We start from the raw sequence: 13131 nt of genomic DNA, 5'->3' as shown, positions 1-13131 counted from the left end.
GAATTCTGATCAGTTTTTATCGACGTTGAACGAAAAAGCAGGCTATCGAGCCTGCTTTTTTCATGGGTGATCTGACGGTTAGAATCTGTCAGGTGTCACTTGATCTTGTCGCGAATGTTCTTATAACCCTTCTTCAGATCTTCACCAATAATCTGCACCGTTAACAACGCTTCGGTGGAAACCTCGGTGGCGTCATCCAGTGCGTGATCGAACTTGCCTTTGAATCGGTCCCACTCCTGTTCCAAATTATCAAACTCGTCTTTGACATCTTGACGTGCCAGATGGAGCTGTACGCGTGCTTCGTCGCGGTGTTGTCTGATTTTTTCCGGCAGCGTTTTTAGTTCTTCCTGAAGTCCCATGTTTCACTCCTCCTTGCATTGATGATGACTAAACAATGCGCCGGATGGTGGGAAGTTTCAAGCGTCTGATGCACTGCCGCGAGCCTGTATAGAGCCGATTTGATTTACGTCAGGATCTGCTGGCAAGCAACGCGGACATGTCTCTTAAATAGTGCCAGGGGCCTAGTGGATCGAAGCCTTTGGCGGCGCGGTCCACTTCGCTGCACAGGTGAATGGCGTTATTCAGTTGTGAACGGTTCAGGCGCTTTGCCGCCTGCTCCAGGGCCTTTGCCCGCTGTGGCTGGAAGACTCCGCGTTTTTTGAAAAAAGCCGCAGGCGCGGTGTTTTGCCCGGGGGCTTTCAGTTCCAGCAGCAGGTGAATGTCCCGCGTTAGCACGGTGAGCAAGCCAAGCGGGTTTTCGCCTTCCTGTTGTAATATGCCGATCATTTTGCAGGCGTGTGACGCATTTCCCGTTAGCAGTTCGCTGACCAGTTCAAAGCCGTTAAAACGCGAGCTGTCCTGCACAGCCTGTTCCACCAGGCCTTCGTCAATAGTTGCGCCCTTGCTGAATAGCTCCAGGCGCTCCAGTTCCTGGCTGGCGGCCAGCAGATTGCCTTCCAGCCGCTCCGCCAGTATTGCCAAAGCGTCGCGGGTTAGAGTCAGACCGCGACTGGCGGCGCGCTGTTGTAACCAGCCGGGAAACTTGTCAGCGTCTACCGGCCATACCGGCACGTGCAGGCCTTTGCCTTGTAGGTCTTTGTACCATTTACGGCGGGTTTCAGCCGCATCCAGACGAGCGCTGATCAGCAGTAACACAATGTCGTCGGCAGGTTGCGCCAGTATCCGTTCCATCACGGCGCGGCCGTCACCTAGCTTACCTGTTGGTAAGTGGACTTCGATGCGGCGTTTTTCGGCGAACAACGACATGGCGCTGAATTCATCGGCCACGATGTTCCAGTCAAAATGGTTGTCGGCGTGAAAGGTTAGCCGGTCAGCAAAGCCTTGGTCGCGGGCGACTTTACGAATCTGATCGCAGCATTCCTGCACCAGAAGCGGTTCGTCACCAGATATCAGGTACACCGGCGCCAGGCCTTTCTTAAGGCTTTGGGGCAGTTGCGCCGGTGTAGTTTTCATGGGGCTGAAGTAGGCGCCTTGGCCGCCGGTTCTGTTCCCGCTTCGGAGCTTTCCACAGAGTTACCGGTAGCCTCCCGATAGTGTTCGCGAAGGGCATCAATACGCGCTTGGGTCAGGGGTGCCAGCCGGAAAATAATTTGCTGGGCCAGTCTCTCTTGCAGCTGTTTTTGTAAGGTCTGTTCTTCCCGCTGCTTGGCCAGCACGTTGGTTTCATCATAGCGATAGCTTTCGTTGGCATTCAGGCGGGTGTCTACAATCAAGGGCACCTTATCGCGACTGATCAGGTTGATGCTAACCGACTGGCGCAGGGTGTATTCGGCCGCTCCTGCGTTAATCGTAATGGCACTGGCGCGGCGGTCTGCGGTGTACTGGCCGATCGCAAGTATGTAGTTGGCGGCGTTGGCTTCACGAACATCCACGTCGCCCAGAGTCAGCTGTTGACGAACCGACTGGCACAGGTCTATGGGTACATCACTGGCGCACTGCAAAGCCAATGGTTGTAGTGCAGCAGAAACCGGCGCCGCACCGCGAAGCTGAAAACCGCAGCCGCTGGTCGTTGCCAACAGACCAAGGGTTAGAAAAAGGCTGCGCGCCAAGGCCGGTGTCCGTTTTGATACAGGCTGCTGTTGGGTCATATCAGTTAGCCACCACGTTAACCAGTTTGCCGGGCACAACAATTACCTTGCGCACGGTGCTGCCTTCGGTGAAGCGCGCTACGTTGTCGTTTTGCAGGGCCAGCGTCTCCAGGTCGGCTTTGCTGATGTCTGCCGGCACTTCTACCTTGGATCGCACTTTACCGTTCACCTGTAGCACAATCTGTATTTCACTGCGCACCATGGCGCTCTCGTCTGCCACCGGCCAGCGTGCATCGACCACCGGCTCGTTGTGGCCGAGCGATTGCCACAGGCTGTGGCAGACGTGGGGCACAATCGGCGACAACATCATTACTGCGGTTTCCAGGGCTTCCTGGCGGACGGCGCGGGTCTGAGGTTCGCTGTCGTTGAGCTTGCTGACTTCGTTCAGCAGCTCCATCACCGCTGCGATGGCGGTGTTGAAGGTCAGCCGGCGGCTGATGTCGTCGCTGACCTTGGCAATGGTTTCGTGAGCTTTGCGGCGCAGGTTCTTCTGGTTATCATTCAGCGCCGAGGCGTCTATAGCAGGCACTGTGCCGGCGCTAGTAACTTGTTCATTCACCAGGCGCCACAGGCGCTTAAGAAAACGGTGGGCGCCTTCAACACCGCTGTCTGACCACTCCAGAGACTGCTCGGGGGGTGCTGCGAACATCATAAAGAGGCGTACGGTATCGGCGCCGTGGGCGTCGATGATCGATTGCGGGTCAATGCCGTTGTTTTTCGACTTTGACATCTTGGTAACGCCACCGGCCTGCACCGGCTGGCCGTCGTCTTTATGCACGTAGCCTGTCACTTGGCCTTTATCATCGCGTTCGGCGATCACGTCGGTGGGTGGAATCCAAACGATGCCGCCTTTGGCGTTTTCGCGGGAATAGGTTTCTGCCAGCACCATGCCCTGGGTCAGCAGTTGCTTGAACGGCTCGGAGCTGGTGACCAGGCCCACGTCGCGCAGCAGCTTGTGGAAGAAGCGGGCGTACAGCAGGTGCAGTATGGCGTGTTCAATGCCGCCAATGTACTGGTCTACCGGCAGCCAGTAGTTGGCGGCGGCCGGGTCTAGCATGCCTTTGTCGTAGTTGGGGCTGCAGAAGCGCGCGTAGTACCAGGATGACTCCATGAACGTGTCAAAGGTGTCGGTTTCGCGGGTGGCAGGTTGGCCCTCAAAAGTGGTTTTGGCCCACTCTGGATCCGCTTTAATCGGGGACTGTACGCCGGTCATTTCGACGTCTTCGGGCAACAATACCGGAAGCTGATCGTCTGGAACCGGGCGTTGGGTACCGTCTTCCAGAGTCATCATCGGAATCGGCGCGCCCCAGTAGCGCTGGCGCGATACGCCCCAGTCACGCAGGCGATAGTTTATGGTGCGTTTGCCAATACCCGTGTGTTCCAGATGGTCGGCGATGGCACCGAAGGCTTCATCGCTGGTCATGCCACTGTACTTGCCAGACGACACCAGAACGCCTTTTTCGGTGAAGGCTTTTTCTTGCACGTCTATATCAGGTTTGTCGCTGGCGGAGATTACCTGTTTGATCGGCAGGCGGTACTTCAAGGCAAATTCGTGGTCGCGCTCATCGTGGCCGGGAACAGCCATCAGAGCGCCGGTGCCGTAGTCTGTCAGTACAAAGTTGGCGATCCATACCGGAATGTGTTCCTGGGTCAGCGGGTGCACTACCTTGAAACCGGTATCAATGCCTTTTTTCTCCATGGTCGCCATGTCGGCTTCCGCGGTTTTGCTGTTGCGGCACTCATCTACAAAACGGGCAACGTCTGGATGGCGCTCGGCAGAAGCTTTGGCTAATGAATGCTCGGCGGCGATCGCCATGTAGGTCACGCCCATTAGAGTGTCCGGGCGGGTGGTATAAACCGTCAGGCCTTCGTCGCTGCCTTTTAAAGGAAAGGTGAGTTCGGTACCTACGGATTTGCCGATCCAGTTACGCTGCATGGTTTTGACCTGTTCCGGCCAGCCATCCATATCGTCCATGTCGTTCAGCAGTTGTTCGGCATAATCGGTAATGCGGATAAACCACTGGGGTATGGCCTTCTTTTCCACCAGCGCGCCGGAGCGCCAGCCGCGGCCATCAACAACTTGTTCGTTAGCCAGAACGGTCTGATCGACCGGGTCCCAGTTTACAGTGGCCATCTTTTTGTACACTAGGCCTTTTTCATACAGGCGGGCAAAGAACCACTGTTCCCAGCGGTAGTAATCCGGCTTGCAGGTGGCCAGTTCGCGGCTCCAGTCGTAACCGAAGCCCAGCTGTTTGAGTTGGTTCTTCATGTATTCAATATTGGAATAAGTCCACTTGGCGGGCGCAGTCTTGTTGGCAATGGCGGCGTTTTCCGCAGGCAGGCCAAAGGCGTCCCAGCCCATAGGCTGCATGACGTTTTTGCCCAGCATGCGCTGGTAGCGGGAGATTACGTCGCCGATGGTGTAGTTGCGAACGTGGCCCATGTGCAGCTTGCCGCTGGGGTAGGGGAACATGGACAGGCAGTAGTACTTTGGCTTGCCCGGTTCTTCTTTCACCGTAAACGTGTTGTTATCGGCCCAGAAATCGCGGGCGGTCTGTTCTACGTCACGGGGATTGTATTGCTCGTCCATACCTGCCATTACCCAAGTTACCCTGTATCAATATGATGTTCGCAGCGGGCGGTTATTCTAACGCACACGGGCGGTAACAGGTAGTCTGCCGGAGTTTTGCGCCCTCCGTAGTTACGATGGTGTCGCGTTTGGGCGTATCGCAGTCATTGTGGGATGCGCGCCAACTTCAATAATGTGTGCCATGATTAGATTAACCAATGATCAGCCACCCAAAGCTGGCAAAACCACAAGGAAACGCTCATGACCGAACCCGAACGTAATCAGCTATCTGGAAAAGCCCTTGAGGCCTACGACCGTATGCTTGAACAGGTGCAGAGCCGCTTGCGTAAGGTGCAGGAAACCTCGATGAAAACCCTGGAAGAGGAGATCGACAAAGCGATCGAAGCCGAGCAGGAACTGCAGGAGATGACCCGTGATGAGCTGAGCTTGTTGGGTGCTTATTTGCAGCGGGACTTGGAGCATCTGCTGGATTTTGTGGGAGAGACCGGGGAAGGCCTGGCGGAATGGCTGCAGTTGGATTTATCGCTGCTGGAGCAGCGGCTGACCGAGCGCCTGCTGTCGGTTGCTGATCAAACGATGGTGGATACATTGGCACTGCGCCAGAAGCTGGAAAGCCATAAGGCTGGGCAGTATATCTCCGGTGAAGTGGCTACCGCCGGCATGTTCCGCTGTTTGAACTGCGAGCACATGCTATGCCTGACTTCTACCAGCCATCTGCAACCCTGTGAGGCCTGCGGGTCGCACTATTACGAGCGGGTGACCAGTCGCTGGCCAATTAAGACAAGTTGATTTGTTGCCCTAGAGCTTCGGTATAACCCGCTCGCGGACAAACACGATCAGGATGAGCGCAAATGTCAGTACCGGCCAGGATGACGTAATCATGTAGGGCGTGCTGCCGCTGGCGCGGTAGACCTCGCCGGCCATAACCGCACGTTCGAACTGCGGAATGCGTTCGGTTATCTGGCCTTTATTGTCGATAATCGCGGTTACGCCGTTGTTGGTGCCGCGCAGCATGTAACGGCCGGTTTCCAAGGCTCGCATTCGGGCCAGTTGCAGGTGCTGTAACGGCCCGATGGAATCACCAAACCAGCCGTCGTTGCTGATGGTCAGCAGCAGATCGGTGTTCACCGCGTTACGCGCCAGAAAATCCGGATAGGCCACTTCGTAGCAGATGAACGGCATTATCCGCAGCCCGTTTGCAGTCAGAGCAGATTGGTTTTTCGGGCCTGGCGTGAAGTTGGACATGGGCAAATCAAAAAAACCGATCAGCCCCCGCAGATATTTCTCCAGCGGCACGTACTCGCCAAAAGGCACCAGTTTCTGTTTGTGATAAATACCTTCACCGGCGCCTATTGCGGTAATGCTGTTGTGGTAGGTGAATCCCTCCAGGCGCTCGCTGAAGCCGTACCAGGGTATGCCGGTAATCAGCGTGCTGTTGTCGCCCAGGCGCTCGTTAATATGGTCAATGATTTTGCCGGCCTTATCCTGGGGGATAGGAATAGCGGTTTCTGGCCATAAAATGATATCGGTGTTCCAGTGGTCTTCGGTCATGCCCAGATACGCCACAATCTGGTCTTTCAGAAACTCAGGATCCCACTTGATCTGCTGGGGGATATTGCCCTGCATGGCGGCCACCGATGTGGGTTCCTGTGCCAGGGTCGTCCAGTCTGTGCGGTTCAGGGCAGGGGCGACCAGCCAAGGCAATAGCCCAGCGACCACCACGGTAGCGGCCAAGGTATGTCGCGCTTGCAGTATTAGCCAAAGCGCGCCATAGGCGGCAACGGCGGTGGTTATTATGGCGAGAGTAACCAGATGCACTCCGCCTATGGGCGCCAACCCGGCCAGCGGACCGTCGGTGTGCGCGGTGCCCAAATACAGCCATGGAAAGCCTGTGAGCACCCATCCCCGCAGCCAGTCGCCCAAAAGCCAGATAGCCGGGAATAGCAACAGCCGGCGCACCGCACTAAAACGCGCGAGCTTGCCCCAGAACCAGAACACCAGGCCATGGAACAGCGCCAGGCCAGCCACAAACAGCGCGGTCAGAGCAATGGCGATCCATTGACCGGTGTTGCCGTACTCGCTAATGCTGACGTACACCCAGCTGGCGCCGCTGGCGAATAACCCCAAACCGGTAAGCCAACCGGCGCGGAAGAGCTGGCCGGACGCCAGAGGCACGCACACCAACAGAATCAGCAATATGGAAACAGGGCCCAGCCACCATAAATAGTAAGGCGCAAAGGTCAGGGTTTGCAGCCCGCCGGCAATCAACAGCAGTACGGCTCCTAGCCAGCGGTTGGCTGACAGGGAGCGGGTGACGGCAGAGGGGATGCTGGCGGGGTGTTGGTTGCTAATGTTATTCACTTACAACTCACTGCGGATAACCTGTAATAAGCGAATAACACGGTTGTCGGCGTTGGCAATGGTAAAACGCAAGCCACCGAATTCAACCGCTTCACCGCGCCTTGGCAGGTGTCCGAATTCCTTGAGAACCAGGCCGCCAATGGTGTCGAATTCTTCTTCGTCGAAACTGGCACTGAAAGCTTCGTTAAAGTCATCAATGGGGGTAACGGCCTTCACCGCCCAGCTACCATCGCCGTGGGCTTTGATGTGGGTTTCTTCGTCGAAGTCGTGCTCGTCTTCGATCTCGCCCACAATCTGCTCCAGAACGTCCTCAATGGTGACCAGACCGGCGGTACCGCCGTACTCGTCGACCACCATCGCCATATGGTTACGATTTTCTTTAAATTCCTTAAGCAGCTGGTTCAAGCGCTTGCTCTCGGGCACAAAATTAGGCGGTCGCAGAATTTCGCGAAGATGATTCCAATCCAGCTCGCCATCCATCGCCAGTGGCAACAGGTCTTTGGCCAGCAGCACGCCAATGACGTCATCCGGGTTGTCGCCAATCACCGGAAAACGGCTGTGGGCGGAAGAGATGATTTCGCCCAGGAATTCACGGGGATCCTGGTTGGCTTTCACCGTAATCATTTGCGAGCGGGGAATCATGATTTCTTCAACGCGCATGTCCAGAACCTGCATCGCACCTTCGATGATGCTCATGGCATCGGTGTCAATGATTTCCTGGGCTTCGGCATCGCGCAGAATTTCCAGCACGTCTTCTACGGATTCTGGCCCGCTAGAAAAGGCCTGTGATATACGCTCCAGCCAAGATTTGTTATTGCTACCCTGGCTGCGACTCGAGTGATCATCGCTCATGAGTCTTTTTCGGTTACCTCTGCGTGGTCGTAAGGATTGGCAATGCCGATCTGCGACAGCAGACGTATTTCGAGGTCTTCCATTTCCTCTGCCTCGTTATCGTCGATGTGGTCGTAGCTCTGCAGATGCAGCATGCCGTGAATAACCATGTGCGCCCAATGGGCGTGAGTGTCTTTGTACTGCTCCCGGGCTTCTTGTGCAACTACTGGGGCACAAATAACCAGATCACCCGCTAATGGGATGTTTATACCGGCAGGCGCTTCAAATGGAAAAGATAAGACATTCGTCGGTTTGTCTTTTCCGCGGTATTGACAATTCAGCGCCTGCATTTCAGATTCATTCACGATACGAATGGTCACTTCGGTGGGCTCATCGCCCAGCCAGGCCAACTGCGACCATTGCAGCAGTAGGTCTTCTGGCGGGATGTTCGCCGCGTCGCTGGCTAACTGTAAGTCCAGTGTGACGATGCTCACTGCTCGTTTGCGCCGTTGCGATCGTTGCCATCGTTAATAGCACCGTAGGCTTCAACGATACGCTGAACCAGCGGGTGGCGAACCACGTCTTTGGATTCAAAATGAATAAAACTTATCCCGGCAACGTTATTCAGCACCGTGGCGGCGTGACTCAATCCTGAATTCTGACCGCGGGGCAGGTCAATTTGAGTGGTGTCCCCGGTAATCACCGCGGTCGAACCAAAGCCGATGCGGGTCAGGAACATCTTCATCTGCTCGCGAGTGGTGTTCTGGCTTTCGTCCAGAATGATGAACGAGTTGTTCAGTGTGCGCCCGCGCATGAACGCCAGCGGTGCAATTTCGATCACGCTTTTTTCAATCAGACGCGTTACGTGTTCAAAACCCAGCATCTCGTAGAGAGCGTCGTACAGCGGGCGCAGATATGGGTCGACCTTCTGCGCCAGGTCGCCGGGCAGGAAACCGAGTTTTTCACCGGCTTCTACCGCCGGGCGCACCAGCAGAATGCGTTTAACTTGCTCGTCTTTTAATGCTTCCACCGCACAGGCCACTGCTAGCCAGGTTTTACCCGTACCCGCTGGCCCAATGCCAAAGTTTATGTCGTGGGTGCGAATATTGTGTACATATCGTTGCTGGTTGGCACCACGGGGTTTGGCGGTGAGCTTCGGGGTTTTGATAATGGTTACGGCACCGTCAAACGGTACCTCTTCGGGCAACCGTTCAAACCCGGTTTCACGAATATACAGATGCACGGTGTCTGGCGTCAGATCCTCGGTCGCTTCTGTTTCCCGATACATATGCCGCACGACCTCAGTGGCGGCTGCCACATTTTCGGTCGCACCCTGAACGCGAAAGTGATGCCCGCGGCGGCTGATCGAAACCTGAAGGCGACGCTCAACCTGTTTCAGGTTTTCATCAAACTGGCCACAAAGGGTCGTTAAACGGCGCTGATCAATCGGGTACAAATCAAATTGTCTGGAATCGTTGGTGTCCAAGTTTTCTCCGTTTTACTCCCGTGGTTCTTTTAGGGAGCATTTTTGATTTTGCTGATATCGGTGATGGGTGAATTCTCTTAGTACAATTCAGAATCCACCGGCAAACCACGCAAGGAATTCGAATAAGCCTCTACAATCTCAACATCTATAAAATGCCCGATAGCCGCTGAATTCTCATGGCGGAAATTGACGATGCGGTTATTTTCCGTGCGCCCCGAAAACTCGCCCGGATCCTTTTTGGAAAGACCTGTCACCAAAATGCGCTGCGTGGTGCCTACCATCTTGCGGCTGATATCCATAACCGTTTGGTTGATACGATCCTGCAGAATTTTCAGACGCTGCTTCTTCACCGCCATCTCCGTATTATCCGGCAAATCTGACGCCGGAGTGCCGGGACGGGCGCTGTAAACGAAGCTGAACGACATATCGAAGCCGATGTCGTTGATGAGTTTCATAGTGTCTTCAAAATCTTTCTCGGTTTCACCGGGGAAACCAATGATGAAGTCCGAAGAAAAACTGATATCTGGACGGATTTTGCGCAGGCGGCGCAGTTTGGATTTGTACTCCAGCGCCGTGTGGCCGCGCTTCATGGCCGACAATATTCGATCTGAGCCGCTTTGTACCGGCAGGTGCAGGTGGCTAACCAGCTCCGGCACCTGCTCGTACACATCAATCAACGCATCGGTGAACTCCACCGGGTGCGAGGTGGTGTAGCGAATGCGGTCGATACCGTCAATGGTGGCAATCAGCGTGATCAGCTCCGCCAAATCCATCACATCGCCATCGTGGGTGTCGCCGCGGTAGGCGTTTACGTTCTGGCCCAGAAGGTTAATTTCTCGCACGTTCTGTGAGGCCAAATGCGCCACTTCCGCAATCACATCGTCCGCCGGCCGGCTGACCTCTTCGCCGCGGGTGTAGGGCACCACGCAAAATGTGCAGTACTTGCTGCAGCCTTCCATAATTGACACAAACGCAGACGGGCCATTGGCGCCGGGTTCTGGCAGATTGTCGAATTTTTCAATTTCCGGGAAACTGACGTCGACCACGCCGACGCCGTTACCCTTCACCCGCACCTCGGCAATCATGTCCGGCAAACGGTGCAAGGTTTGCGGGCCGAAGACCATATCTACAAAGGGCGCACGGTCAATAATCGCCTGGCCTTCCTGACTGGCCACGCAACCGCCAACGCCAATGATCAGCCCCGGTTTGTTCTTTTTCAGATTTTTCCAGCGACCCAGTTGATGAAACACCTTTTCCTGGGCTTTTTCACGAATGGAGCAGGTATTCAGCAATAGAATATCAGCGTCTTCCGGGCTGTCGGTCATTTCAACCGCTTCACCGACTTTTAAAAGATCAGCCATGCGGGATGAATCGTATTCGTTCATCTGGCAGCCGTGGGTTTTGATGAATAACTTTTTGGCCATGGGTCTCAACGCAACTGGATGTATTGGGTGCCCGCAGTCAGGATTTTCGGGCGAGAAGCTTTCGGAAACATTCTGAAAAGAGCAAATGTGCATTATAACGGGGCGATCATTCCGCAACCAGCGTTGTCTCGGTAATCTGCAAGAATCACAGAAACCGCCTGGCTGTTTTGAAATGGCTGAATGTGAGATCCTCTTTGACATTCGCGGCCCCAGCTTGAGCGCCTCGTCCATCTCCGGAGACTCCCGATACTATGCAAACAAGGCCAATTGATACACCCATACGCTCAGTGCGGCAACTGACGGCGCTGCTGATGCTGGCGCTCCTGCTAACTGGCTGCGGCATTAACAACATTCCCACCTATGACGAAAGCGTTAAGGCTGCCTGGTCGCAAGTTGAAAATCAGTATCAGCGCCGGGCCGATCTGATACCTAACCTGGTGGAAACGGTCAAAGGTTTTGCTGCCCAGGAAAAAGAGACCTTAACGGCCGTTATCGAGGCACGTTCCAAGGCAACCTCCATTCAGGTGGATGAAAGCATTCTGAACAATCCCGAGAAATTCCAACAATTTCAACAAGCGCAGGGCGAGCTTAGCAGCGCATTGAGTCGATTGATGGTTGTGTCCGAACGTTACCCGGACTTGAAATCCAACCAGAACTTTCTCGCGTTGCAATCGCAGCTCGAAGGGACCGAAAACCGGATAGCCGTGGCCCGGCGCGACTTTATTCAGTCGGTCGAACGTTTCAACACCGAAATTCGCACCTTCCCCGGAAAAATCTGGCACAGCATTCTTTATAGCGATTTGGAACAGCGTGAAAACTTCAAAGCTACTGCAGAAAACGCCGAAGAAGCACCCAAGGTCACGTTTTAAATGCGGTTTCCTTCCCGCTACTCCGTGTGCTACTTCGTCGCGGCCCTACTTGCTCTGATTGTTTTGCCGGCGACAACGGGCATGGCGCAATCCGCGCCGGTATTTCCGGAGCTAAGTGGCCGGGTAGTGGACAAGGCTGAAATACTGAGCCCCTCCACCGAATCCCAGATCACCCAGATGCTCCAGGCCCATGAACAGGGAACCGCGGAACAGGTTGTCGTGGTCACACTGCCGGATCTACAAGGCTACGCTATAGAAGACTATGGCTATCAACTGGGCCGGAATTGGGGCATCGGTCAGAAAGGCGATGATAATGGTGCGCTGCTTATTGTTGCCCAGCAGGAGCGCAAAATTCGGATTGAAGTGGGCTATGGCCTGGAGGGGCGCCTTACCGATGCGGCCTCAGCCACCATTATTAATCAAATTATGACGCCTGCGTTCAAGCAGGGGCAGTTTGAGCAGGGTATTCTCAACGGTGCCGCGGCCATCGTGCAAGTTCTGGGTGGCGAACCATTGGCATTGCCGAGCCAGACTGTCGGAGGCCAGGAAAAGCCGAAACTTTCCTTGGTGTCGCTATTTTTCATGATTATTTTGGCTGTTATTTATTTCATTGGTGGCGGCCGTGGGCGTGGCGGACGCGGTGGCGCAGCTTTATTAGGTGGAGCGCTCTTAGGTGCCAGCATGGGCGGCCGTGGAGGCGGCGGTTTCGGCGGTGGTGGCTTTGGCGGCGGGGGCGGTGGCTTCGGTGGCGGAGGTGCATCCGGTGGCTGGTAAAAACACGGTAAACATCACCAAGACCGCCCTCAAACCTTTCATAAGCGATACCCCATGACATTATTAACCAAGCAAGAACAGGAACAGGTCGCGGCCGCCATCAGCGCCGTTGAGCAGGAAACAGACGCGGAGATAGTAACCGTGCTGACGGCACAAGCCGATAACTACGCCTATATTCCGCTCCTCTGGGCGGGGCTGATTGCGCTTGTGGTACCTGGCATCGTCAATTACTTTGCCGGCTGGCTGACAGCAGACACGCTGCTGCTTGGCCAGTGGGGCGTGTTTATCGTGCTCAGTCTTATATTCAGGTTACCTGGCATAAATAGGCGACTGATCCCCCGCTCCGTGCGCTACTGGCGAGCTTCGAACCTGGCCCGGCGCCAGTTTTTGGAACAGAACCTGCATCACACAGCGGGCGCCACGGGCATGCTAATTTTCGTTTCTGAAGCCGAGCGTTACGTCGAGATTCTGGTAGACGAGGGCATTTCCAGCAAAATAGACAACAGCGCTTGGGACGCCATCATTGCGGACTTCACCGAACAGGTGAAAAAAGGCAAAACCCTACACGGTTTTATCACCTGCATCGAAGCCTGCGGCACACATCTGAAAACCCAACTGCCAGCCACCCGTCAGAAAAATGAACTGCCAAATCACCTGGTGATATTGTCTTGAGAGAGCTCTGGCGAGA

At 55.0% G+C, this 13131-nt stretch carries 13 protein-coding genes; 4 read left to right on the top strand and 9 right to left on the bottom strand.

Annotated features, from left to right (window positions below):
• Nucleotides 1-95 precede the first annotated feature (95 nt).
• The 4 genes from MIH19_RS14895 to leuS form a co-directional block, all read right to left on the bottom strand.
• Entirely contained in the window at nucleotides 96-359 is a 264-nt protein-coding gene (locus MIH19_RS14895; protein WP_249005608.1) for a hypothetical protein, read from the bottom strand.
• 109 nt (nucleotides 360-468) lie between these two features.
• The gene (gene holA / locus MIH19_RS14890; protein ID WP_249005607.1) at nucleotides 469-1473 is read right to left on the bottom strand and encodes a DNA polymerase III subunit delta; all 1005 of its coding nucleotides are present in this window, start codon (nucleotides 1471-1473) and stop codon (nucleotides 469-471) included.
• Nucleotides 1470-2108, bottom strand: a complete 639-nt coding sequence (gene lptE, locus MIH19_RS14885; protein ID WP_249005606.1) for an LPS assembly lipoprotein LptE — start codon at nucleotides 2106-2108, stop codon at nucleotides 1470-1472. The genes holA and lptE overlap by 4 nt, the downstream gene beginning before the upstream one ends.
• Before the next feature lies 1 nt (nucleotide 2109).
• Nucleotides 2110-4698, bottom strand: coding sequence for a leucine--tRNA ligase (gene leuS / locus MIH19_RS14880; RefSeq protein ID WP_249009020.1), 2589 nt, complete (start codon nucleotides 4696-4698; stop codon nucleotides 2110-2112).
• 240 nt (nucleotides 4699-4938) lie between these two features.
• Between leuS and MIH19_RS14875 the strand changes: the two genes are divergently transcribed.
• Nucleotides 4939-5487 carry a zinc ribbon-containing protein gene (locus MIH19_RS14875; RefSeq protein WP_249005605.1) on the top strand — a complete coding sequence of 183 codons (549 nt, stop codon included), beginning with the start codon at nucleotides 4939-4941 and terminating at the stop codon, nucleotides 5485-5487.
• Between the two features lie 9 nt (nucleotides 5488-5496).
• Here the strand turns inward: MIH19_RS14875 and lnt are convergent, their stop codons facing one another.
• From lnt to miaB, 5 genes are all read right to left on the bottom strand, one after another.
• The gene (lnt, locus tag MIH19_RS14870) at nucleotides 5497-7059 is read right to left on the bottom strand and encodes an apolipoprotein N-acyltransferase (protein WP_249005604.1); all 1563 of its coding nucleotides are present in this window, start codon (nucleotides 7057-7059) and stop codon (nucleotides 5497-5499) included.
• Complete coding sequence (locus MIH19_RS14865; RefSeq protein ID WP_249005603.1) at nucleotides 7060-7911, bottom strand: transporter associated domain-containing protein; 852 nt, start codon at nucleotides 7909-7911, stop codon at nucleotides 7060-7062.
• Nucleotides 7908-8384, bottom strand: coding sequence for an rRNA maturation RNase YbeY (gene ybeY / locus MIH19_RS14860; protein ID WP_249005602.1), 477 nt, complete (start codon nucleotides 8382-8384; stop codon nucleotides 7908-7910). Before ybeY ends, MIH19_RS14865 begins: the two co-directional genes overlap by 4 nt.
• Nucleotides 8381-9376 (bottom strand): PhoH family protein, encoded by a 996-nt coding sequence (locus tag MIH19_RS14855; protein WP_249005601.1) that lies wholly within the window; start codon nucleotides 9374-9376, stop codon nucleotides 8381-8383. Before MIH19_RS14855 ends, ybeY begins: the two co-directional genes overlap by 4 nt.
• A 77-nt stretch (nucleotides 9377-9453) precedes the next feature.
• Nucleotides 9454-10800 (bottom strand): tRNA (N6-isopentenyl adenosine(37)-C2)-methylthiotransferase MiaB, encoded by a 1347-nt coding sequence (miaB, locus tag MIH19_RS14850; protein WP_249005600.1) that lies wholly within the window; start codon nucleotides 10798-10800, stop codon nucleotides 9454-9456.
• Between the two features lie 251 nt (nucleotides 10801-11051).
• Here miaB and MIH19_RS14845 point away from each other — a divergent pair, with 251 nt between their 5' ends.
• From MIH19_RS14845 to MIH19_RS14835, 3 genes are read left to right on the top strand one after another with little or no spacing between them, the layout of a single operon-like run.
• Entirely contained in the window at nucleotides 11052-11669 is a 618-nt protein-coding gene (locus MIH19_RS14845; protein ID WP_249005599.1) for a LemA family protein, read from the top strand.
• Nucleotides 11670-12443, top strand: coding sequence for a TPM domain-containing protein (locus MIH19_RS14840; protein ID WP_249005598.1), 774 nt, complete (start codon nucleotides 11670-11672; stop codon nucleotides 12441-12443). It begins immediately after the preceding gene.
• Between the two features lie 54 nt (nucleotides 12444-12497).
• On the top strand, nucleotides 12498-13115 hold the full coding sequence (locus MIH19_RS14835) for a TPM domain-containing protein (RefSeq protein WP_249005597.1): 618 nt from the start codon (nucleotides 12498-12500) through the stop codon (nucleotides 13113-13115).
• Nucleotides 13116-13131 lie beyond the last annotated feature (16 nt).

Source organism: Marinobacter sp. M1C, assembly GCF_023314135.1.
Classification (GTDB): Bacteria; Pseudomonadota; Gammaproteobacteria; order Pseudomonadales; family Oleiphilaceae; genus Marinobacter.
Note: the sequence above shows the minus strand (reverse complement) of the source record. Positions and strands in the feature narration are given on the sequence as shown.

Bases quoted from the DNA above. Each gene is read 5' to 3' on its own strand.
- MIH19_RS14845 (WP_249005599.1), top strand. From the start codon at position 11,052: ATGCAAACAAGGCCAATTGATACACCCATACGCTCAGTGCGGCAACTG.
- MIH19_RS14840 (WP_249005598.1), top strand. From the start codon at position 11,670: ATGCGGTTTCCTTCCCGCTACTCCGTGTGCTACTTCGTCGCGGCCCTA.
- holA (WP_249005607.1), bottom strand. From the start codon at position 1,473: ATGAAAACTACACCGGCGCAACTGCCCCAAAGCCTTAAGAAAGGCCTG.
- lptE (WP_249005606.1), bottom strand. From the start codon at position 2,108: ATGACCCAACAGCAGCCTGTATCAAAACGGACACCGGCCTTGGCGCGC.
- MIH19_RS14875 (WP_249005605.1), top strand. From the start codon at position 4,939: ATGACCGAACCCGAACGTAATCAGCTATCTGGAAAAGCCCTTGAGGCC.
- MIH19_RS14865 (WP_249005603.1), bottom strand. From the start codon at position 7,911: ATGAGCGATGATCACTCGAGTCGCAGCCAGGGTAGCAATAACAAATCT.
- miaB (WP_249005600.1), bottom strand. From the start codon at position 10,800: ATGGCCAAAAAGTTATTCATCAAAACCCACGGCTGCCAGATGAACGAA.
- MIH19_RS14835 (WP_249005597.1), top strand. From the start codon at position 12,498: ATGACATTATTAACCAAGCAAGAACAGGAACAGGTCGCGGCCGCCATC.
- leuS (WP_249009020.1), bottom strand. From the start codon at position 4,698: ATGGACGAGCAATACAATCCCCGTGACGTAGAACAGACCGCCCGCGAT.
- MIH19_RS14895 (WP_249005608.1), bottom strand. From the start codon at position 359: ATGGGACTTCAGGAAGAACTAAAAACGCTGCCGGAAAAAATCAGACAA.